The organism is Anoxybacillus sp. LAT27 (genome assembly GCF_022030075.1).
GTDB lineage: Bacteria > Bacillota > Bacilli > Bacillales > Anoxybacillaceae > Anoxybacillus > Anoxybacillus kestanbolensis.
The window spans coordinates 43,564-66,872 of sequence record NZ_JAIWYK010000445.1 but is presented as its reverse complement, the minus strand read 5'-3'; the positions used below and the strand labels follow the sequence as shown (position 1 = coordinate 66,872).

Genomic DNA, 23,309 nt, shown 5'->3' with positions numbered 1-23,309 from the left:
CGTTCGAAGTGTGCTAACATACAAGTAACAACAAGTCCTGATGTGTTTGTCGTATCACCTATTGTTTTGACCGAACAATGTGTGATACGGGAGCCCGGGTTTTCAGGTGGCGTACATGCCTCATTTACATAGAGAGGACGTACATAAGCTTGAAACAGGGCACCCACCTGTGAGAGAGCGGGTTCAAAACAAAGGCCATCAGCGACGGCACGATTGGGACTTAGGAAACAAAAACGAATAAAGCCTTGACGTAAAGAACATGCTTTACGTTGAGGCTTTTTTTGTGCCATAATGCATGTATATCCGATTGAAATACTTACATATGGGAGGCAAAACATGTTACATCAATTTTCTCGTAACGAACTTGCGATCGGAAAAGAAGGATTAAAACGACTAAGTGAAAGTACCGTTGCGATTCTCGGTATCGGTGGCGTCGGTTCGTTCGCCGTCGAGGCACTTGCTCGCTCAGGTGTGGGGCGTCTTATTTTAATCGATAAAGATGATATTGACATTACAAACGTCAATCGTCAAATTCATGCGCTGTTATCGACGGTTGGGCGTCCGAAAGTAGAAGTGATGAAAGAGCGCATCGCAGACATTAATCCAGCATGCGAAGTGATTGCATTAAAAATGTTTTATACAGAAGAAACATATGAGCAAATTTTTTCGTATAACATCGACTACGTCATTGACGCATCGGATACAATTTCGTATAAAATTCATTTGATGAAACAATGTTTAGAACGAAACATTCCGATCATTTCGAGCATGGGAGCGGCAAATAAAATGGATCCGACCCGTTTTCGCATTGCTGATATTTCAAAAACGCATACGGATCCGATTGCAAAAGTTATTCGCACGAGATTGCGGAAAGAAGGAATTAAAAAAGGCATCACCGTTGTTTTCTCGGATGAAAGTCCAATTGTCATTCGCGAAGACGTGCGAAAAGAAGTAGGAAATGATGAGGCAACCATTCGTAAGGCAAAAATGCCACCTTCATCGAATGCGTTTGTTCCATCGGTTGCTGGCCTCATCATGGCTGCACATGTCGTACAACAATTATTAAAAGATATTCCGATCCAACGTGTCGATCAACAATGAGCGCAAAGGGAACTCCTTTGCGTTTTTTTACAGCACATTATTAGTTGCAAAGGAGAGGAAATTGAATTATAGTGAAATTGTGACTGTATGGTCGTAAAAAAACGACCAATTGGTCATATTTCAAGAAAGAAAGGAAGAGCGAGATGAACTTTTTAACGAGGTTTAGTTTAAAGAATGCAGTCGCCGTATTTATCATTTCATTTCTACTCATATTAGGCGGACTATACTCATTTTCTTCTTTAAAAGTTGACTTGTTACCAAATATCGAGTTTCCACAACTATCTGTAGAAGTCATTTATCCAGGCGCTTCACCAGAAGATATGAATGAGCAAGTGACGACAAAGTTAGAAGAAAAGTTCAAAGGAGTGGAAGGGGTAAAGAAGCTCCAGAGCACATCGTTTGAAAGTATTTCTATTATTAACTTAGAGTTTCCGTTCAACACGGACATGGATGAAGTTGAGCGACAGGTTGAATCGCTCATGAAAGAAGCGAATTTGCCAGAAAACGTGCAGACGAAAGTGAATCGTTTCTCGTTTGGTACGTTCCCGATTTATAATATTTCTTTATTTGCAAAAGGGGATACGAACGTACAACAGCTGTTGGATGATACAATTATTCCAGAGTTGAAAAAAATTAATGGCATTAACTCCATTTCTGTCGGTGGGATGGAAGAAGACATTGTTCAAATTACAGTTGATAAACAAAAAGCGTTGCAATACGGATTAAGCTTAACGCAAATTAAAGAACAAATTAATGAAAAATTTTTAGCGTTCCCTGCCGGAAACGTTCAAACAGAAACGGTACAAATTCCGATTCGCGTACAACAAAAAATTGAAACGATTAAACAACTTGAAGATTTACCGTTATCTTCTCCATTGATGAACGCATCACCGGGAGCACCAGCAAGTGGACAGCAAGCTCCCACAAAAATTACGTTGAAAGATGTAGCGACGATTGAAGCAGTGACAGACCAAGGAGAAATTACGCGCTACAACTTACAACCATCTTTATCGATGGCAATTACGAAAAAGCAAGATGCGAACACGGTTGAAGTAGCGGACAAAGTGATAAACGTACTTGACAAATATAAAGACAAAATAGACTATGCAATAGGATTTGATTCTGCTGAAGGAATTAAAAAGTCTGTCGAAACGCTCGTGCGAGAAGGATTGCTCGGAGCATTGTTTGCATCCATTGCAGTGCTCGTCTTTTTACGAAACGTGCGTGCCACAATCATTGCCATTGTTTCCATTCCACTTTCGTTATTAGTTGCATCTATTTTCTTACAGCGGATGGATATTTCTTTAAACATTATGACGTTAGGTGGAATGGCCGTTGCGGTCGGGCGAGTAGTTGACGACAGCATCGTTGTCATCGAAAACATTTTCCGTCGCGTGCGTAAGTCAAAAACCGGGATGACAGATGAACTTGTCGAAGACTCGACGAAAGAAATTTTAAAGGCAATTACATCGTCTACTATCACGACCGTCGTTGTCTTTTTACCGCTCGGTCTCGTTGGTGGCGTGACAGGCGAGTTTTTCTTACCATTTGCGTTAACGATTGTGTTTTCGCTTTTAATGTCGCTCGTTGTGGCCATTACGATCGTTCCAATTTTAGCGAAGTTTTCGTTTAAAAAAGTGCCGCCAGAAGAAAAAGAAGGTGCGTTGCAACGAGCTTACGGTAAAGCGATTGAATGGGCGCTCGATCATAAAAAAATTGTGTTGTTTTTGTCTGTTTTATTGCTCGGTGGCTCATTCGCTATCGTACCGAAGTTAGGCTTTACATTTATTCCGAACGAAGAACAAAAATCATTAATTGCTGCAGTCGAACTTCCATCGTCTACGTCATTAGAAAAGACGAACGATGTATCATTGAAAATCGAAAATATGTTTGCTTCGATGAAGGAGATTGAAGAAGTTACTGCAGGAATTGGTAGCCGTGATTTCCGTAGCGGATTAAAGCGGAAAAACCAAGCGAACTATTTTATTACGTTGAAAGAAGACACGAACGTGAGCACGTTCATTAAAAAGTTGGAAAAAGAAATGGAAACAATCGCTAATGAGGAAGTAAAAGGTGCAAAAGTCGGCGTTCAAGAATTGCAATCTGGTGGACCGCCGTCAAACAATAACGTAAATATTGACTTGTACTCGACCGACTTAAATGCATTACAACAAGCGGCGAAAGATGTAGAAGCGTACTTAAAAACGCGCGACGATTTGAAATATGTCACAAATAATTTTACAGATAAACAAAAACAAGTAGTCGTTAACATCGACACGAACAAAGCAATGGAATACGGTGTATCAGGCTTTCAAATTCTCGGTACAATCGCCGATCAAACTCGTCCGGTTCAAGTCGGCACGTTGACGTTAGACGATGAAGAACGGACAGTACAATTGTCATATGACAAACAAATGGCATCGATCGAAGAGTTAGAAAACACACTTATTTTCACAAAGTTCGGACCAGTGCCAGTAAAACAATTGGCAGACGTGCAAGAAGTTGATACATTTACATCCATTCAAAAACTTGATGGAAAAGTGTTTGCACGTGTGTCTGCTCAAGTCGTTGGTGACAACATTCAAAAAGTTACACAAGATGTCATCAATGGTGTAAAAAAAGAAATTGATTTACCAAAAGATGTTTCACTCGAAGGTGGCGGCGGAAGCGATGAAACGGTAGAAACGTTCCAACAGCTCGGTTTAGCGATGGTTGTAGCGATTGGGCTTGTGTATATTACGATGCTCATTACGTTTGGAAAAGCGCGTATTCCGTTTATTATTTTATCATCGCTTGTGTTCGTTCCAATCGGTTCGTTGCTCGGCTTATTCATTGCGAATGAACCGATGTCCGTCAGCGTCATGATCGGTTTATTAATGCTCATTGGAATTGTGACAACGAATGCGATCGTTCTCGTTGACCGAATCGGGCAAAATCGTGAGCAAAAAGGAATGACGATTCGTCAAGCGCTTATTGAAGCAGGGAAAACGCGGTTACGTCCGATTTTAATGACAGCATTTGCGACGGTGGCCGCACTCATTCCGCTTGCGTTGACGAAGTCATCGGGAACGCTCATTTCTAAAGGGTTAGCGATTACGGTCATCGGTGGATTGACGTCATCAACGTTATTGACGTTAATTCTCGTTCCTGTTGTATACGAACTATTTTTCTTCCGACAAGCGAAAAAAGAACGACAAGCATAATTGGAGACAGGCTGGCTGAAATTCGGTCAGCCTGTTGTGTTATAATAAAACGAGAAACGAACAGTAAGGATGGGGCCTCATGAGCAGAAAAGAACAAATTATTGAAGTCGCAATGAAACTATTTGCTGAAAAAGGATATCATGCGACAACGATGCAAGAAATTGCTGAACATAGTCAGTTAGCTAAAGGATCATTATACAACTACTTTAAATCAAAAGAGGAAATTGTTTTATCGATTTTTCAATATCATTACGATCAGTTGTTTCAGCAATTCGCTCGCATTGCGTCAGACCGTTCATTAACGGCGCGCGAAAAATTTTTAAAACAGCTTTCTTTGCAAATTGAAGCGTTTGAACAGCATAAAGAAATTGTACAAATGCATATGGGCGATCATGCACAAAAAGTTAGTGAAGACGTCCACGCGCTTGTTTTGCGCATTCGTTCCCATTTATTTGACTGGTACGTTCAATCACTTATCGATGTATACGGGGAACGTATTCGTCCGTATGTGCTTGATTGTGCCATCATGTTAAATGGCATGTTAAAAGAATATTTATTTTTTGCTCTGTTTGAACAAAAGTCGTTTCCTTTTCAACGATTAGCCCCTTTTTTAATCGAGCGGCTTGATGCGCTTGTCGATAGTTTACAGCACGACATGCCATTGCTAAGCCACGATGCCCAAGCAGAAAAAACACGTGCCCTTGCGCTTATTGAGGAGATGATTGAAGAAGCAGGCGATCATCATATTGTGGAGCTACTCAAACAGTTAAAAACAGAAATACAACAGGATGACCCGAGAAAAGCGATTGTTGATGCATTTCTTTTATATTTACAACAAAGTCATATGCGCCAATTTGTTCCTGCCTTACGTGCAGCGTTAGCATTGTGAGGTGAGAAAACGATGTTGTTTGCTCAAGAGCCGCTTGCTTATCGTATGCGCCCGCGTACGATTGATGAAGTCATCGGACAAGACGATGTGATCGGTTCACATACAGCGCTATATCGAATGATTAAAAATGGTTATGTGCCATCGTTATTGCTTTACGGACCGCCTGGCGTCGGGAAAACATCGCTTGCTTATGCGATCGCTGGAACGGTACAACGTCCGTTTTATATGCTCAATGCGACGACGGCAGGAAAAAAAGAAATGGAAGAAATAGTGGCGGATGCTCGCTTTGAAGGCAACGTTATTTTATTTATTGATGAAATTCATCGTTTCACAAAAGCGCAACAAGATTATTTATTACCACATGTCGAAAGCGGTTTGATTACCCTCATTGGTGCGACGACAGAAAATCCATTTCATTCGATTAATCCGGCTGTTCGCAGTCGCTTAGGACAAATAAAACAGTTGCAGCCATTAACGAAAGAGAAGACGCTCGCATTATTGCACCGCGCTTTAGCCGATCGTGAACGAGGATTAGGCGATTGGCATATTGACATTAGCGATGAGGCGCTTTCGATCATTGCTGAAGGGGCGAACGGAGATGCTCGAGCGGCATTGACGATTTTAGAAGAAGTCGTATATGCAACGAAACAAAGGGATCAATATGCTGTTGTGGATGTGCAAGCTGTTTTGTCTTGTGTAGAAAACAAGTCGCTAACGTATGATAAACAAGGAGATACGTATTATTCTTTACTTTCCGCTTTTCAAAAAAGTATTCGTGGCAGTGACGTAGATGCTTCGCTTCACTATTTAGCAAGGCTTCTTGAAGGTGGCGATCTTACCGCTGTTTGCCGTCGCCTTGCAGTCATTGCTTATGAAGATATTGGATTAGCCAATCCACTAATCGGTGTGAAGGTGATGAGCGCGATCGAAGCCGCAGAGCGTCTCGGTATGCCAGAAGCACGCATTCCGCTTTCAGTCGTGACGATTGACATGTGTTTATCACCGAAATCAAATAGTGCATATAAAGCGATCGATCAAGCGCTTATAGATGTGCGAAACGGAAAAGGACAATCGATTCCGCTTCATTTGCAAGATGCTCACTATGCGGGGGCGAAACATCTTGGACGCGGAATAGGGTATAAATATCCACACGATTATCCATACGGTTGGGTGGCACAACAATACTTACCTGATGATTTAATCGGAGTGCAATATTATCAACCGAAACAAAACGGCGAAGAAAAGCAATTCGCTTCCGTTTATGAGCGGCTCAATGAACGAAAAAAGCAGTAACGTTCCTCTGTTTCGTATTTTTATGTTATAATGGCTTGTGTTTCTTTTGACAGTGAATGAGGGGATGATTCGTTTGAAAATATCTACAAAAGGTCGATACGGTTTAACGATTATGATTGAGTTGGCGAAACGATATGGAGAGGGACCGATTTCATTAAAATCGATCGCTCAAATGAATAATTTGTCGGAGCATTATTTAGAACAACTCATTTCCCCATTGCGAAACGCTGGTTTAGTGAAAAGCGTTCGCGGAGCGTATGGCGGTTACATTTTAGCAGATGAACCATCAAAAATTACTGCGGGCGATGTTATTCGTGTGTTGGAAGGACCGCTTCAAGTCGTTGAAGAACTAGAAGATGAAGAACCAGCGAAACGTGAATTATGGATGCGCGTTCGCGATGCGGTAAAAGAAGTGTTAGATAGCACGACGCTTGAAGACTTAGCAAGTCATACCGACGACCACGGTGATGCATATATGTTTTATATCTAGGAAAGGAGAATGTATTTGGAGCGCATTTATTTAGACCACGCAGCGACGTCTCCTGTTCACCCGCAAGTTGTGGAGGCAATGATACCGTACATGACAACATATTTTGGCAACCCATCAAGCATTCATTCATTCGGTCGTGAAACACGACGTGCCCTTGATGAAGCGAGGGAGACCATTGCTAGAACGATCGGGGCAAAAGCGAACGAAATCATTTTTACAAGCGGTGGAACAGAGGCGGATAATTTAGCGATCATTGGTGTGGCAATGGCGAATCGCGAGAGAGGGCGACACATCATTACAACGTCTGTCGAACATCATGCTGTATTAAACACGTGCAAATATTTACAGAAACAAGGATTTGATGTGACATACTTACCTGTGGATGAGCATGGCATCATTTCTATTGAACAGCTAAAAAGCGCTTTGCGCGACGATACGGTTCTTGTCTCTATCATGTTTGGCAACAACGAAACAGGTGTGTTGCAACCAATTCATGATATTGGTCAATTGCTTCATGACCACGATGTGTATTTTCATACAGATGCAGTACAAGCGTATGGTCTCGTTCCGATCGATGTGCACGAACTCGGCATCGATTTACTTTCCGTATCAAGCCATAAAATTAACGGACCAAAAGGAGTCGGCTTTTTATACGTACGTGAAGGGGTTCGTCTGACGCCACACATATACGGCGGAGAACAAGAAAGAAAACGACGTGCAGGGACAGAAAACGTACCCGGTATTGTCGGATTGAAAAAAGCAGCTGAACTCGCACAACAAACGATGTCTGAAAAACGAGCGTTATATGAACAGTTTCAACGTATCATGTTGACGACATTTGAACGAGAAGGCATTCATTACGCGGTGAACGGTCATGAAACAAATCGTTTGCCACATGTATTAAACGTTGCGTTTTTCGGAACAAATGTAGAAGCATTGCTTGTCAATTTAGATTTAGCAGGCATTGCCGCCTCAAGCGGCTCAGCGTGTACAGCTGGCTCAATTGATCCGTCACATGTGTTAGTGGCGATGTACGGAAATGAATCAGAGCGCATTCGTTCTTCTGTTCGTTTTAGCTTTGGATATGGAAATACATTAGAACAAGTCGAACGAGCAGCATATGATATTGCAAAAATTGTGAAACGGCTAACAAAAGCGTGAAAGGAGGTAAAATGATGGCGAGAGTAGTCGTAGGCATGTCCGGTGGAGTTGACTCATCAGTAGCCGCATTATTGCTAAAACAACAAGGGTACGATGTCATCGGCATTTTTATGAAAAACTGGGACGACACCGATGAAAACGGGGTATGTACCGCAACGGAAGATTACGAAGATGTTGTGCGTGTGTGCAACCAAATTGGTATTCCGTATTATGCGGTCAACTTCGAAAAGCAATATTGGGAAAAAGTATTTACGTACTTTTTAGACGAATATAAAGCAGGGCGCACGCCAAATCCAGATGTGATGTGCAATAAAGAAATTAAGTTTAAAGCATTTTTAGAACATGCGATGGCGCTTGGAGCGGACTATTTAGCGACAGGACATTATGCTCGCGTTGCCTATCGCGATGGGGAATATCAATTGTTGCGCGGATTAGATGCAAACAAAGATCAAACGTATTTTTTAAATCAGCTCGGGCAAGCACAATTATCAAAAGTATTGTTTCCAATCGGCGAATTACAAAAGGCCAAAGTGCGTGAAATTGCGAAAGAAGCCGGACTTGCGACAGCAGGAAAAAAAGATAGCACAGGCATTTGTTTCATCGGTGAACGCAATTTTAAACAGTTTTTAAGCAATTATTTACCTGCACAGCCGGGCAAGATGCAAACGCTCGATGGAGAAGTAAAAGGTACGCACGATGGCTTAATGTACTATACGATCGGACAACGCCACGGACTTGGTATTGGTGGTAGCGGAGAGCCTTGGTTCGTTGTTGGGAAAAATTTAAAAGACAACATTTTATACGTTGCACAAGGGTTTGATAACGAATTGCTTTATTCTGATGCAATTATTGCAACGAACGTCAATTGGGTCAGCGATCGAAAACCGAATGAACCGATTGCTTGTACAGCGAAATTCCGTTATCGTCAACCAGATGTACCGGTGACAGTAGAAATGATTGATGAAACGACGGCACGCGTATCATTTAGCCAACGCGTGCGTGCAGTAACACCGGGGCAAGCGGTCGTTTTCTACAACGGTGAACAATGTCTCGGTGGCGGAACGATCGATCAAGTATTTCGCAACGGTGAAAGATTGACATACGTTGGCTAACCTTCAACTCAACAGACGAGTTGAAGGCTTTTTTGTTATAATATGCATATGAGGTGATAGTAATGGATTACAACGCACAAGGCATTCAATATATGCAGCAAGGACAATATGAAGAAGCGGTTAAATGTTTTCATGAAGCGATTGAACGACAACCGAACGATCCTGTTGGTTACATTAATTTTGGAAACGTATTAGCAGCCGTCGGTGAAGAAGAAAAAGCGATTCGCTTTTTCCATAAAGCACTTGAACTTGATGAAAAAGCAGCGACCGCTTATTACGGACTCGGATCCATTTATTACAATCGCCAACAATTTGAACGAGCGAAAGAACAATTTGAACGGGCGATTCAAGTCGGATTAGCAGATGGAGATGTGTTTTTTATGCTTGGCATGTCGCTTATGTACTTAGAGCAACCACGTTTAGCGCTACCATATTTTCAGCGGGCGGTAGAATTAAACGAGCGCGATGTCGAAGCAACGTTTCAGCTCGGACTTTGTCTCGCACAACTACAGTTTGTCGATGAAGCGATGACATATTTTGAACGGACGATTCATTTAAACGACCAACATGCAGATGCGTATTACAATTTAGGTGTCGCATATGCATACAAAGACGATCTGAAAACGGCATATGAGATGTTTGAAAAGGCGCTGGCTATTCAACCGGATCATTTGTTAGCAGGTCATGGGAAAAAGCTAATGGAACGCGCATTGCAATAACAAAGGGGGAGATGGCGTTGCAACAACAGTTAGACTTAGACGGACGATCGTTTATTAAAGGCGTCCATGTCGGTACCATTTTTCATAACGAAGACAATTTATATTCAGTTATTCGTGTACGCGTGGAAGAAACAAATGAAGCGCATATAGAAAAAGACGTTGTTGTGACAGGCTATTTCCCTTTGCTCGGTGAGTATGATACATATACGTTTTTCGGCACATTCAAAGAACATCCGCGCTTTGGAAAACAATATGTTGTTGATCATTTTCGAAAAGAGTTTCCTGAAACGAAAGAAGGAGTGATTCAATATTTATCGGGCGGCATGTTTAAAGGAATCGGGAAAAAAACAGCAGCCGCCATCGTAGAAACGTTAGGTGAGCGAGCGATTTCAAAAATATTAGAAGATCCCGATGTGCTTGCGAACGTACCGAAGCTAACAAAAGCAAAAGCAAAGCAGCTGTATGAGACGTTGCGCGAACATGAAGGATTAGAACAAATTATGATTGCTTTATCGCAATTTGGGTTTGGACCTCAATTATCGATGAAAATTTATCAAGTGTACAAAGATGAAACGTTACAAATCATTCGCACAAATCCATATCAACTTGTCGAAGACGTTGAAGGAATTGGATTTGGCCGCGCTGATGATCTCGGCTTGCAGCTCGGTATTTCGGGCAATCATCCGGATCGCATTCGGGCAGGTTGTTTATACGTCATGGAGCAACATTGTATGCAAGAAGGACATGTGTATATGACGTATGAACAGCTCCTTACAGAAGTGAAACAATTGTTAGAGGCGAAACGGCAAGAAGCCGTTGAAGTTGCTTGCATTTCCCGCGAAATGATCCATTTATCTGAAGAAGGGAAGTTAATTGTGGAAGAAGATCGTTTTTACATCCCTTCGTTATATTTTGCGGAAAAAGGTATCGTGTCAAACGTGAAGCGGCTGCTTGAGCAAAAGGGCATGACTACGTTTTCTGAAGCCGAATTTTTACTAGCGCTTGGTGAATGGGAAGAAGAAGCAAACATTCAATATTCGCAAAAACAAAAAGAGGCGATTCAACAGGCTCTTTGTTCCCCGTTGTTCATTTTAACAGGCGGACCAGGGACAGGAAAAACGACGGTCATTAATGGTATCGTTCATTTGTTCGCTAAATTGCATGGGCTATCGCTTGATCCGACGAGCTATGATACGGACGAGCCGTTTCCGATTTTACTTGCTGCTCCAACCGGACGTGCAGCGAAGCGCATGACGGAATCGACAGGCTTGCCGGCGATGACGATTCATCGTTTGCTCGGCTGGAGTGGTGACGGGTTTCAACGTGGGGAAGACGAACCGATTAACGGAAAGTTGTTAATTGTCGACGAAATGTCCATGGTCGATACGTGGCTAGCGAATCAGTTATTAAAGTCTGTTCCATCATCCATGCAAGTCATTTTCGTTGGTGATGAAGACCAATTACCGTCCGTCGGACCAGGACAAGTGCTAAAAGACTTGCTTCGCGCAAACGTCATTCCGACCGTTCGCTTGACAGACATTTATCGCCAGGCAGAAGGTTCGTCGATCATTTCCCTTGCCCATGCGATTAAAGATGGAAACATTCCTCATGATTTGACGTTTCCACAAAAAGACCGTTCATTTATTCGTTGCACGGGCGGACAAGTCGTTGACGTCGTAAAAAAAGTAGCTGAAAACGCAAAACAAAAAGGATATCGCGCAAAAGACGTTCAAGTGCTCGCACCGATGTATCGCGGTCATGCAGGAATTGATCGATTAAACGAAACGTTGCAACAGCTATTTAATCCAAAACATGATCATAAGCGAGAGCTTACGTTTGGTGATGTTGTTTATCGCGTAGGCGATAAAGTGTTGCAGCTAGTCAATCAGCCGGATGAAAATGTGTTTAATGGCGATATCGGTGAGATCGTTGCGATTTTCTATGCCAACGAAAACGTAGAAAAACAAGATCTCGTTGTCGTTTCGTTTGATGGAAACGAAGTGACATACCCAAAACAAGAATTGAATCAAATTACGCACGCCTACTGTTGTTCGATTCATAAATCGCAAGGAAGCGAATTTCCGATCGTCATTTTGCCTGTTGTAAAAAGTTATTATCGCATGTTAAGGCGCAATTTATTGTACACAGCCATTACGCGCAGTAAACAATATTTAATTTTGTGCGGTGAAGAAGAAGCGTTCCAGCTTGGGGTCATGCGAACAGATGACGGAACGAGACAAACGACATTGTACGAAAAATTAACAAATACTATTTCGCCCGAGCAACAGCTGCTTCCGATGGAAGATGCAAACATCGGAATGGAAGGTGTTACCCCGTATGACTTTATGGAAAATGACGTAACATAATGACGGACACACATATTGGCACGCTCCTTCTTTCCGTGACGTATGTTTACGTAAAAAAATGACAAAGATAGAAGAAAAAATAAAGAGGAGTGTGTCCTTTATGTTAAAGTGTCCGAATTGTCAAAGTAAAGATTTAGGGAAAATCGGCGTTAATCAGTATTATTGCTGGAATTGCTTTATTGAGCTAACCGTCCAAAAAGGAATGATTTATACGCATCAAGTTGAAGAAGACGGAACGCTTAGCTCGCTCGACGATTTGTTTAGCGAACAGGAACGAACTTTGTTTTCGTAATGAAAGGAGAATGACGATGAATCGAACAATCGCTTCTTTAATTGCGATCGGTGCAGGAGTAGCAGCATACCAATTAGCGCAACGAAACGGCGGCATGAACATGCGCAACGTACGAAAAGTCGGCAAACAAATGTTGCGCCCATTTATGTAACGAAAAAACGGCAATCTCATTTGAGGTTGCCGTTTGTTTGTATAACATTCCCTTTGTATTCTAACACTATAACAAGGAGGGATGGTCTTGGAACATTCACATCTGCATTTTTTCGTTCGTTTAACGAAGTTGCTATTCATTTTAGTTTGCTTATATTTTATTGTAAAGCTTAAGTCGGTATGGCTGCCGTTTTTACATGTATTTATTAAAATTATGACCCCTTTTCTTATCGCCGCATTCATTACATACTTATTGCATCCTGTTGTTGAATACGTTCATAAGCGAGGTATGCCGAGAGCGCTTGCCATTCTTGCCATTTATGCATTATTTTTTGGCGGAATCGGTTTTGCTGTTTACGAAGGGGCACCGTTGTTTATTGCTCAGCTAGAAGATTTAAATAAAAGCTTACCGATATTTGTTCGTACGTATGAACAATGGACGAATTATATTCATGAAGAAACGGCCACATGGCCTTATGATGTCCATCAACGCATTGAGGCGATGATGACAGAAGCGGAGTCATTTATTAGCGAGGCGGTTACAGGTGCGATTATTGGAGTGAAACAACTCATTAATCGAATCATCATCTTTTTTATTATTCCTTTCATTGCCTTTTACATGTTAAAAGATGTGGAGCTTATTAAAAAAGCAGCATGGGAATGGACTCCGAAAAAATGGCGCCATAAAGGTATGCAATTTTTACGCGACGTTGATCAAACGCTCGGTGGATATATTCGTGGACAATTGTTCGTCTGTTTTTTGATCGGAACGGCTGCTGCGCTTTCGTTTTGGCTTATTGATATGAAATATCCCCTCTTGCTTGGCGTGATCGTCGGGGTTACAAATGTCATCCCGTATTTCGGACCAATTATTGGAGCCATTCCAGCGGCGATTATTGCTGCAACCGTATCAGTAAACAAATTGCTTCTTACTGTTGGAATCGTCTTTTTATTGCAGTTTATTGAAGGAAACATTTTATCCCCGCTTATTGTAGGGAAAAGCTTACATTTACATCCGCTTATTATTATGTTTTCCCTATTTGTTGGTGGAGAAATCGGTGGCATCATCGGTTTAATTGTTGCTGTTCCGATCGTTGCGATTGCTAAGGCGACATTTGTACACATTCGCTCGTTGAAAACAAATTGACAAAAAAAAGGGGCTTGTCTATAATTTTCACAAGAGTAATACATACAAAAACGATGACGGATCGAGTATGTTACAGCCCATCTTAAAGCGCTTTCGGCGCACAGAGAGGAATTTCCGTGGCTGAAAGAAATTCCAGATGAAGAGTAACAGAACGCTAATCCTGAGTGCAGGCAAACCCTGCCGACGAAGCCACGTTACGGCGGTTGAGGTGATGGACGTTTTGTCCATAAACAGGGTGGTACCGCGAGCAAGCTCTCGTCCCTGAGCAGGGATGGGAGTTTTTATATTTTTATAAGGGAGGAAGGAAACGTGAAGAAGCTAACATCTGCTCAAGTTCGTCAAATGTTTTTAGACTTTTTTAAAGAAAAAGGTCACGCTGTTGAGCCGAGCGCATCGCTTATTCCGATTGACGATCCGTCATTGTTATGGATCAATAGCGGTGTCGCAACGTTAAAAAAATATTTTGATGGCCGCGTCATTCCAGACAATCCGCGCATTTGTAATGCGCAAAAATCAATTCGTACAAACGACATTGAAAACGTCGGAAAAACGGCGCGCCATCATACGTTTTTTGAAATGCTCGGAAACTTCTCGATCGGCGACTATTTTAAACGAGAAGCGATTCATTGGGCATGGGAGTTTTTAACGAGCGAAAAATGGATCGGTTTTGATCCGAACCGTCTTTCTGTGACAATTCATCCAGAAGATGAAGAAGCGTTTGACATTTGGCATAACGAAATTGGATTGCCAGAAGAACGCATTATTCGATTGGAAGGGAACTTCTGGGATATCGGGGAAGGTCCGAGCGGTCCGAACACAGAAATTTTCTACGACCGCGGGGAACAATTTGGCAACGACCCGAACGATCCAGAATTATATCCGGGTGGAGAAAACGAACGTTATTTAGAAGTATGGAACCTCGTCTTTTCGCAATTTAACCATAACCCTGACGGTACATATACACCGCTTCCGAAGAAAAACATTGATACGGGCATGGGATTAGAGCGGATGTGCTCGATTTTACAAGACGTTCCGACAAACTTTGATACTGATTTATTTATGCCAATCATTCGTGCAACTGAACAAATTTCAGGGGAAACATATCGCACGGATGCCGAAAAAGACGTGGCATTTAAAGTCATTGCCGACCATATTCGTACGGTCACGTTTGCGATTGGCGACGGGGCGCTGCCATCGAACGAAGGACGCGGTTATGTGTTGCGTCGTTTATTGCGCCGTGCCGTTCGCTATGCGAAACAATTAAACATTCAACGTCCATTTATGTATGAGCTCGTTCCGGTTGTCGGTGAAATTATGGTCGACTATTATCCGGAAGTGAAAGAAAAAGCATCGTTCATTCAAAAAGTAATTAAAAATGAAGAAGAGCGCTTCCATGAAACGTTAAATGAAGGACTTGCAATTTTAGCAAGCGTCATCGAAAAAGAAAAACAACGTGGTAGCGATACAATTAGTGGTGAAGATGTATTCCGCTTGTACGACACATACGGCTTCCCTGTGGAATTAACGGAAGAGTATGCGGAAGAAGAAGGAATGAAAGTCGACCACGACGGTTTTGAACGTGAAATGGAGCGCCAGCGCGAACGAGCACGTGCTGCACGTCAAGATGTTGATTCGATGCAAGTCCAAGGCGGCGTATTAGGCGACATTAAAGTAGAAAGCACGTTTGTCGGCTATGACCAGCTTTCTGTTTCTTCTGTTGTCGAAGTAATCGTAAAAGACGGACAACTTGTCAACGAGGTAAGCGAAGGACAAGAAGCGCAAGTGATTTTACGTGAAACGCCGTTTTATGCAGAAAGCGGTGGACAAATTGCTGACCGCGGTTGGATTAAAGGGGAAACAGGAAAAGCGTATGTAAAAGATGTCCAAAAAGCACCGAACGGTCAACATTTACATCACATCGTCGTCGAACAAGGGGTTATTCAAACAAACGGCACATATATCGCACATGTCGATGAAGCAGCGCGCGTCGATATTGTGAAAAACCATACAGCGACGCATTTGTTGCATCAAGCGTTAAAAGATGTGCTTGGAGTGCATGTGAACCAAGCCGGTTCGCTTGTTGCACCTGATCGTTTACGTTTTGACTTTACGCATTTCGGTCAAGTGAAGCAAGAAGAGCTCGAGCAAATTGAAGCGATCGTCAACGAACAAATTTGGCGCAATCTCCCTGTTGCGATTGAGTATAAACCGCTCGATGAAGCAAAAGCGATGGGAGCGATGGCACTATTTGGTGAAAAATATGGTGACATCGTGCGCGTCGTGCAAGTAGGCGACTATAGCTTAGAGCTTTGCGGTGGTTGTCACGTAACAAATACAGCCGAAATCGGTTTGTTTAAAATTGTTTCTGAATCGGGCATTGGGGCAGGTACACGTCGGATTGAAGCAGTTACAGGAAAAGCTGCGTATCGTTTAATGAATGATCAAATTGCATTATTAAAAGAAGTAGCGGAAAAATTAAAAACGAATCCGAAAGATGTGTTAACGCGCATCGATACACTCATGAACGATATGCGCGAATTGCAACGTGAAAATGAATCGCTTGCTGCCCGTTTAAGCCATATGGAAGCAGAAAACTTAGTGAACCAAGTAAAAGAAGTAAACGGTGTTCCACTTGTCACAAGTAAAGTGAACAACGCCGATATGAACAGCTTACGTGCAATGGTCGACGATTTAAAACAAAAATTAGGTTCAGCGATCATTGTGCTTGCTTCTGTACAACAAAATAAAGTAAACTTAATTGCTGGTGTCACAAACGACTTAATCGACCGCGGTTATCACGCTGGAAAACTCATTAAAGAAGTGGCGACGCGTTGTGGCGGCGGCGGCGGTGGCCGAGCGGATATGGCACAAGCGGGCGGAAAAGATGCGAATAAAGTAGATGAAGCACTTAAATTTGTCGAACAGTGGGTAAAATCTGTTTAATAAACGGTGGAAATCGTGTACAATGGATGTAAGGATGGATATGCCAGATTTCGTGGAACGTGAGAGTGGGGTGCAAAAAAACGGTGAGTTCGTTTGATAACACAATGCAATTTAACTTCTCGGAAGAACCGATGGACGTCGATGTTCGGGAAGTATTGCTTGCCGTATACGACGCATTACAGGAAAAAGGGTATAACCCAATTAACCAAATTGTCGGCTACTTGTTGTCTGGTGATCCAGCTTACATCCCTCGTCATAAAGATGCCAGAAACATGATTCGCAAAGTCGATCGCGACGAATTAATTGAAGAATTAGTGAAATTCTATTTACGAACACATCGTGAGGAATAGACACATGCGCATTTTAGGATTAGACTTTGGAACGAAAACGCTCGGCGTTGCCGTAAGCGACGAGTTAGGATGGACGGCTCAAGGCATCGAGACGATTCGTATCGATGAAGAAAACGGTGAATACGGCTTTGACCGTTTGCGCCAATTAATTGAAAAATATGCGGTCGAAGAAATTGTGATCGGGTTTCCGAAAAATATGAATGGTACAATTGGACCGCGCGGCGAGGCGACACAACGCTTTGCCGAACAAGTGAAACAAACGTTTTCACTTCCTGTCGTCTTGTGGGATGAAAGACTGTCCACCATGGCGGCAGAACGAATGTTAATCGCTGCGGACGTTAGTCGAAAAAAACGCAAAAAAGTGATCGACAAAATGGCTGCGGTGATGATTTTACAATCTTATTTGGACCATAAACAATTGAGGTGAACATGATGGAACACGGTGAAAAACACATTACAGTCGTTGACGAAGACGGCAACGAACAACTTTGCGAAGTACTATTTACATTTGAATCTGAAGAGTTCGGGAAATCTTACGTCTTGTACTACCCAATCGGTGCAGAAGAAGATGACAACGAAGAAATTGAAATTCACGCATCTTCTTTTATCCCAGGAGAAGATGGGCAGGCAGGAGAATTGCAGCCGATCGAAACAGAAGAAGAATGGGATATGATCGAAGAAATGCTAAACACATTTCTCGGTGAAGAGGAAGAAGATGAAGAATAAGAGGCTGACTATGCGTCAGCTTCTTTTTTTATTTATGTCGTGTCGGTGTTTGTAGTATAATGTGAAAAGTGAGGGGAGGATGACGTATGTTACAAGAACATGAAGCGAAGACGGTGCGAAAAATTGTCCTATACATTACAGCACCTTTGTTATTGTTGATAATTGCCGCATGCATTGGCTTATTTGTATATATTCGTTCTGCCTTGCAGCCTGTTGATCCGAACGACAAAACGCCGATTCATGTTGAAATTCCGATCGGTTCGTCGGTGTATACAATTGCAAATGTGTTAGAAAAAAACGGCGTCATCAAAAATGCGACGATTTTTCGCTACTACGTGAAATTTAAAAATCATGCTGACTTCCAAGCAGGCAATTACACATTTACAAAAGCGATGACGTTAGCACAAATTGCTGAACAGCTAAAAACGGGAAAACTCGTGAAAGAAGCGAAGCTAAAAATAACGATTCCAGAAGGAAAACAACTGACACAAATTGCGACGATCATTTCACAAAAAACAGGCTATTCGACCGAAGAGATTATGGCGAAATTGACAAATCGTTCATATATCGAGGAGTTAGTGGAAAAATATCCTTCTGTTTTGACGTCCGACATTTTCAATAAAAACATTCGTTACGCATTAGAAGGATATTTATTCCCAGCGACATATTCGTTTACAGAAGAAAAACCTTCGCTTGAAGAAATGATTGAAACCATGATTGCGAAAACGGAAGAAGTATTAGCAAAATATACAGAAGACATGGAAGCGCGTGGCTTGACCGTCCATCAATTACTAACGATGGCGTCACTTATTGAAGAAGAAGCAACGGAAAAAGCGGATCGCGAAAAAATCGCAAGCGTGTTTTACAATCGATTAGAAAAAGGTATGCCATTACAAACAGATCCAACTGTTTTATATGCGCTCGGAAAACATAAACAACGTGTATATTATAAAGATTTAGAAGTGAATTCCCCGTATAATACGTACATGTATACAGGGCTTCCACCGGGACCGATTGCAAATGCCGGCGAGATGTCGATCCACGCGGCGCTTCATCCAGCGGAGACGGACTATTTTTACTTTTTAGCGACGCCAGCGGGAGATGTCATTTTTACAAAAACACTTGACGAACATAATCGTGAAAAGGCAAAATATATCGGAAAGCAATAAAACGTTCGCTTTTTGTTTTGATTTATGGTAGTATATATAAAGTTATGGATCGTGATGAAACAAGAGTTCAATTCGTTTGAACTCTTGTTTTTGCGAGGAGGACAGTTCGTTGGTAAATGAGGAAATGATTCATTATTTAGAACGATTACTACCAAAAAAAGAAGAAGCGATCGTAGCGATGGAACAATATGCGCATGAACATCATGTGCCGATTATGGATGCGCTCGGCATCGAAACGATGTTGCACATATTAAAACTCATCGAACCGACGCGCATTTTAGAAATTGGCACCGCGATTGGATACTCCGCCATACGCATGGCAAAAGCGTTGCCAAATGCGCACATTGTTACGATTGAACGAGATGAAAAGCGCTATAAACAAGCGCTCGTTTATGCAGAACAAACGAATACAAAAGCGCAAATGACGTTATTGTTTGGCGATGCGCTTCATATAAGCGATGAAGTAAAAAAACATGCTCCGTTTGATGTATTGTTTATTGACGCGGCAAAAGGACAATATCGCCGCTTTTTTGAGTTGTATGAGCCGCTATTAAGCGAGCGAGGAATTATTATAACGGATAACGTACTATTCAAAGGGCTTGTAGCAACAAACGAACCGATTGAACAAAAACGCATTCGTCAGCTTATCAAAAAAATTCAAGCATATAACGAATGGCTGATGGCGCATCCACGCTATGAGACAGTCATCATTCCGATCGGTGACGGAATGGCGATATCGAGAAAACGAGGTGAATAGAATGAAAAAACCAGAATTGCTTGTTACGCCAACGAGCGTGGCACATATTGAACAACTCGCACAAGCAGGAGCGAATGCCGTCATCATTGGTGAACAACGGTACGGCTTGCGTTTAGCAGGTGAGTTTTCACGTCAAGATGTGATCGATGCGATGCAAGTCGCCCGAAAAAACGATGTACGTGTATATGTGGCAATGAACGCACTTTTTCATAATGACAAAGTTGATGAACTGAGCGACTATGTCCGCTTTTTAGCAGAGCAACAAGTCGATGCGATCGTGTTTGGCGACCCAGCTGTCTTAATGACAGTACGGGAAGTAGCACCGCATATGAAACTTCATTGGAATACAGAAACGACAGCAACAAACTGGTACGCTTGCAACTATTGGGGACGAAAAGGAGCAAAACGTGCTGTTCTTGCCCGCGAGTTGAATATGGAAGAAATCATTGATATTAAAAATCATGCGGAAGTGGAAATTGAAGTGCAAGTACATGGAATGACATGTATGTTCCAATCGAAACGTTCCCTCATCGGCAACTATTTCGAATATCAAGGCAAGTTTATGGAAATTCAACAAATGAAATACGCAAAAGGGCTCTTTTTGTACGACAAAGAACGCGACAACAAATATCCGATTTTCGAAGATGAAAACGGTACGCACATTATGAGCCCTAATGATATTTGCATTATTGATGAACTTGAAGACATGATTGACGCCAAAATCGATAGCTTTAAAATTGACGGCGTCCTTCATGAGCCAGATTATATTACAGAAGTAACGAAATTATATCGCCGCGCCATTGATTTATGTGCAGAAAATCGCGAGCAATACGAAGAGGAAAAAGGTGAACTGCTTGCGCGCATTGAAGCGATTCAGCCGACACATCGCCCGTTAGACACCGGCTTTTTCTTTAAAGAAACGGTATATTAAACGAAAAGGAGGGAGTCTTCATGAGCATATCACAAATTATCAATGGCAAGCGCGTCATTGTGAAAAAACCAGAGTTGCTTGCGCCCGCTGGCAACTTAGAAAAATTGAAAGTGGCTGTGCATTATGGAGCAGACGCGGTCTTTATCGGCGGACAAGAGTACGGTCTTCGCTCAAATGCCGACAACTTTACGCTTGAAGAAATGGCGGAAGGTGTGCAATTTGCGAAAAAATATGGCGCGAAAATTTACGTGACGACAAACATTTACGCCCACAATGAAAACATTCCGGGGCTTGAAGATTATTTGCGCGGTTTAGAGCGTGTTGGTGTGCATGGCATTATCGTCGCTGATCCGCTCATTATTGAAACCGCACGTCGCGTAGCACCGAAATTAGAAGTGCATTTAAGTACCCAACAGTCGCTTACAAACTGGAAAGCGGTGCAATTTTGGAAAGAAGAAGGGCTTGAGCGTGTTGTTTTAGCACGCGAAACGAGCGCGGAAGAAATTCGCGAAATTAAAGAAAAAGTCGATATTGAAATCGAAACATTTATTCACGGTGCAATGTGTATTGCCTATTCTGGTCGCTGTGTATTAAGCAACCATATGACTGCGCGCGATTCTAACCGTGGGGGCTGTTGTCAGTCGTGTCGCTGGGATTACGATTTGTACAAGCTTGAAGGGGATCAAGCGATGGCGTTGTTTGATGAAAATGACGACCCGTTTGCGATGAGCCCGAAAGATTTAAACTTAATTCAATCGATTCCAAAAATGATTGAGCTCGGTATTGATAGTTTAAAAATCGAAGGACGCATGAAGTCCATTCACTATGTCGCAACCGTCGTTAGCGTGTATCGCAAAGTCATTGATGCGTACTGCGCTGACCCTGACAATTTCGTCATTCGTAAAGAGTGGCTAGATGAGCTTGATAAATGTGCGAATCGTGACACCGCGCCAGCCTTTTTTGAAGGTGTTCCAGGCTATAAAGAGCAAATGTTTGGCGTTCATAGCAAAAAAACGACGTACGATTTCGTCGGACTTGTGCTTGACTATGACAAAGAAACAGGCATCGTGACGTTGCAACAACGCAACTTCTTTAAGCCGGGCGATGAAGTGGAATTTTTCGGGCCTGAAATTGAAAACTTTACACAAGTCATTGAAACCATTTGGGATGAAGAAGGGAACGAGCTCGATGCCGCTCGTCATCCGCTCCAAATTGTTCGTTTTAAAGTCGATCGAGAAGTTTTCCCATACAACATGATGAGAAAGGGGCACTAACATGAGAAAGAAACCGGTTGTCATCGGAGTCGCAGGCGGCTCTGGTTCGGGGAAAACGACCGTTACAAAAGCGATCTATGAACATTTTCAAGGACATTCCATTTTAATGCTTGAACAAGATTTTTATTATAAAGATCAAAGTCATTTACCGTTTGAAGAACGATTAAAAACAAATTACGATCATCCGCTTGCTTTTGACAATGATTTGCTTATTGAACATATTCATAAATTGTTGAATTATGAGCCGATTGATAAACCTGTATACGACTACACGCTTCATACGCGTTCAAATGAAGTCATTCGCGTCGAGCCGAAAGATGTCATCATTTTAGAAGGTATTCTTGTATTAGAAGACGAGCGATTGCGCAACTTAATGGATATTAAAGTGTACGTTGATACAGATGCTGACATTCGCATCATTCGTCGCCTATTGCGCGACATTAAAGAACGCGGACGCACGCTTGAATCAGTCATCGAGCAATATGTAAACGTCGTGCGTCCAATGCACAATCAATTTATTGAACCGACGAAACGGTATGCCGACATTATCATCCCAGAAGGCGGTCATAATCACGTTGCTATCGATTTAATGGTTACAAAAATTCAAACGATTCTTGAACAAAATTCTATTTTGTAATACCATAGCATAGATAATATGTAAACTTTTTGTCTTTTGTACGAACTGCTCGTTCGTACATTTTCCATACATAAATAAAAAGGAGTGAATGATATGTCAATGGAAAAGGAATACCCAATGACGAAAGCTGGGAAGGAGAAACTCGAGCAAGAACTTGAATATTTAAAAACAGTCAAGCGAAAAGAAGTTGTTGAGCGCATTCAAATTGCGCGCAGCTTCGGGGATTTATCGGAAAACTCGGAGTACGATGCGGCAAAAGATGAGCAAGCGTTTGTGGAGTCACGCATTCAAATGCTTGAAAATATGATTCGCAATGCGAAAATTATCGAAGAAGATTTAGAAAGCACAGACATCGTATCGCTTGGAAGAACAGTCACATTTGTCGAACTTCCGGATGGCGAGGAAGAATCGTATACGATCGTCGGTAGTGCAGAAGCAGATCCGTTCGAAGGGAAAATTTCAAACGACTCTCCAATTGCCAAATCGCTCATCGGTCGTCGCGTTGGTGAAGAAGTAACCGTTCATACACCTGGCGGCGACATGGTTGTCAAAATCGTTGCAGTCAAATAGGTTTTAAAATACATCACCTCGTCGACAAT

At 42.2% G+C, this 23,309-nt stretch carries 22 protein-coding genes and 1 other RNA gene; all 23 read left to right on the top strand.

Annotated features, from left to right (window positions below):
- Positions 1–31: 31 nt before the first annotated feature.
- The 23 genes from ssrS to greA all read left to right on the top strand — a co-directional run bounded on the left by ssrS (position 32) and on the right by greA (position 23,280).
- Positions 32–224: non-coding RNA, 6S RNA (gene ssrS, locus LD028_RS15960), on the top strand.
- 112 nt (positions 225–336) lie between these two features.
- Complete coding sequence (locus LD028_RS15955; protein WP_237812337.1) at positions 337–1,101, top strand: tRNA threonylcarbamoyladenosine dehydratase; 765 nt, start codon at positions 337–339, stop codon at positions 1,099–1,101.
- Between the two features lie 143 nt (positions 1,102–1,244).
- Positions 1,245–4,304, top strand: coding sequence for an efflux RND transporter permease subunit (locus LD028_RS15950; protein ID WP_237812336.1), 3,060 nt, complete (start codon positions 1,245–1,247; stop codon positions 4,302–4,304).
- A gap of 79 nt (positions 4,305–4,383) precedes the next feature.
- A complete protein-coding gene (locus LD028_RS15945; protein ID WP_077429368.1) occupies positions 4,384–5,193 on the top strand; it encodes a TetR/AcrR family transcriptional regulator in 810 nt (269 codons plus the stop codon).
- Between the two features lie 12 nt (positions 5,194–5,205).
- Positions 5,206–6,486 (top strand): replication-associated recombination protein A, encoded by a 1,281-nt coding sequence (locus LD028_RS15940; protein ID WP_077429367.1) that lies wholly within the window; start codon positions 5,206–5,208, stop codon positions 6,484–6,486.
- Between the two features lie 73 nt (positions 6,487–6,559).
- Complete coding sequence (cymR, locus tag LD028_RS15935) at positions 6,560–6,976, top strand: cysteine metabolism transcriptional regulator CymR (RefSeq protein ID WP_129000624.1); 417 nt, start codon at positions 6,560–6,562, stop codon at positions 6,974–6,976.
- A gap of 15 nt (positions 6,977–6,991) precedes the next feature.
- Complete coding sequence (locus LD028_RS15930; protein WP_237812335.1) at positions 6,992–8,137, top strand: cysteine desulfurase family protein; 1,146 nt, start codon at positions 6,992–6,994, stop codon at positions 8,135–8,137.
- Between the two features lie 11 nt (positions 8,138–8,148).
- Positions 8,149–9,249 carry a tRNA 2-thiouridine(34) synthase MnmA gene (gene mnmA / locus LD028_RS15925; protein WP_342754133.1) on the top strand — a complete coding sequence of 367 codons (1,101 nt, stop codon included), beginning with the start codon at positions 8,149–8,151 and terminating at the stop codon, positions 9,247–9,249.
- A 62-nt stretch (positions 9,250–9,311) separates the two neighbouring features.
- The gene (locus LD028_RS15920; protein WP_237812333.1) at positions 9,312–9,968 is read left to right on the top strand and encodes a tetratricopeptide repeat protein; all 657 of its coding nucleotides are present in this window, start codon (positions 9,312–9,314) and stop codon (positions 9,966–9,968) included.
- An 11-nt stretch (positions 9,969–9,979) separates the two neighbouring features.
- A complete protein-coding gene (gene recD2 / locus LD028_RS15915; RefSeq protein WP_237812332.1) occupies positions 9,980–12,334 on the top strand; it encodes an SF1B family DNA helicase RecD2 in 2,355 nt (784 codons plus the stop codon).
- Between the two features lie 100 nt (positions 12,335–12,434).
- Positions 12,435–12,626 carry a hypothetical protein gene (locus LD028_RS15910; RefSeq protein ID WP_021093919.1) on the top strand — a complete coding sequence of 64 codons (192 nt, stop codon included), beginning with the start codon at positions 12,435–12,437 and terminating at the stop codon, positions 12,624–12,626.
- A 10-nt stretch (positions 12,627–12,636) separates the two neighbouring features.
- Positions 12,637–12,777, top strand: coding sequence for a YrzQ family protein (locus LD028_RS15905; RefSeq protein WP_006320530.1), 141 nt, complete (start codon positions 12,637–12,639; stop codon positions 12,775–12,777).
- Between the two features lie 87 nt (positions 12,778–12,864).
- Entirely contained in the window at positions 12,865–13,923 is a 1,059-nt protein-coding gene (locus LD028_RS15900) for an AI-2E family transporter (RefSeq protein WP_237812331.1), read from the top strand.
- Positions 13,924–14,232: 309 nt separating this feature from the next.
- Complete coding sequence (alaS, locus tag LD028_RS15895; protein WP_237812330.1) at positions 14,233–16,866, top strand: alanine--tRNA ligase; 2,634 nt, start codon at positions 14,233–14,235, stop codon at positions 16,864–16,866.
- Between the two features lie 83 nt (positions 16,867–16,949).
- A complete protein-coding gene (locus tag LD028_RS15890; RefSeq protein ID WP_035020016.1) occupies positions 16,950–17,216 on the top strand; it encodes an IreB family regulatory phosphoprotein in 267 nt (88 codons plus the stop codon).
- A 4-nt stretch (positions 17,217–17,220) separates the two neighbouring features.
- Positions 17,221–17,643 carry a Holliday junction resolvase RuvX gene (ruvX, locus tag LD028_RS15885; RefSeq protein WP_077429362.1) on the top strand — a complete coding sequence of 141 codons (423 nt, stop codon included), beginning with the start codon at positions 17,221–17,223 and terminating at the stop codon, positions 17,641–17,643.
- A 5-nt stretch (positions 17,644–17,648) separates the two neighbouring features.
- On the top strand, positions 17,649–17,942 hold the full coding sequence (locus tag LD028_RS15880; protein ID WP_004889318.1) for a DUF1292 domain-containing protein: 294 nt from the start codon (positions 17,649–17,651) through the stop codon (positions 17,940–17,942).
- Between the two features lie 86 nt (positions 17,943–18,028).
- The gene (gene mltG / locus LD028_RS15875; RefSeq protein WP_237812329.1) at positions 18,029–19,111 is read left to right on the top strand and encodes an endolytic transglycosylase MltG; all 1,083 of its coding nucleotides are present in this window, start codon (positions 18,029–18,031) and stop codon (positions 19,109–19,111) included.
- 109 nt (positions 19,112–19,220) lie between these two features.
- Entirely contained in the window at positions 19,221–19,868 is a 648-nt protein-coding gene (locus tag LD028_RS15870; protein WP_237812328.1) for an O-methyltransferase, read from the top strand.
- Between the two features lies 1 nt (position 19,869).
- Complete coding sequence (locus LD028_RS15865; protein WP_004889322.1) at positions 19,870–20,799, top strand: peptidase U32 family protein; 930 nt, start codon at positions 19,870–19,872, stop codon at positions 20,797–20,799.
- Between the two features lie 20 nt (positions 20,800–20,819).
- Positions 20,820–22,073: a peptidase U32 family protein gene (locus LD028_RS15860; RefSeq protein ID WP_237812327.1), complete on the top strand. Its 1,254-nt coding sequence runs from the start codon at positions 20,820–20,822 to the stop codon at positions 22,071–22,073.
- A 1-nt stretch (position 22,074) separates the two neighbouring features.
- Positions 22,075–22,710, top strand: a complete 636-nt coding sequence (gene udk / locus LD028_RS15855; RefSeq protein ID WP_006320548.1) for a uridine kinase — start codon at positions 22,075–22,077, stop codon at positions 22,708–22,710.
- A gap of 93 nt (positions 22,711–22,803) precedes the next feature.
- Positions 22,804–23,280, top strand: a complete 477-nt coding sequence (greA, locus tag LD028_RS15850) for a transcription elongation factor GreA (protein WP_035050159.1) — start codon at positions 22,804–22,806, stop codon at positions 23,278–23,280.
- Positions 23,281–23,309 lie beyond the last annotated feature (29 nt).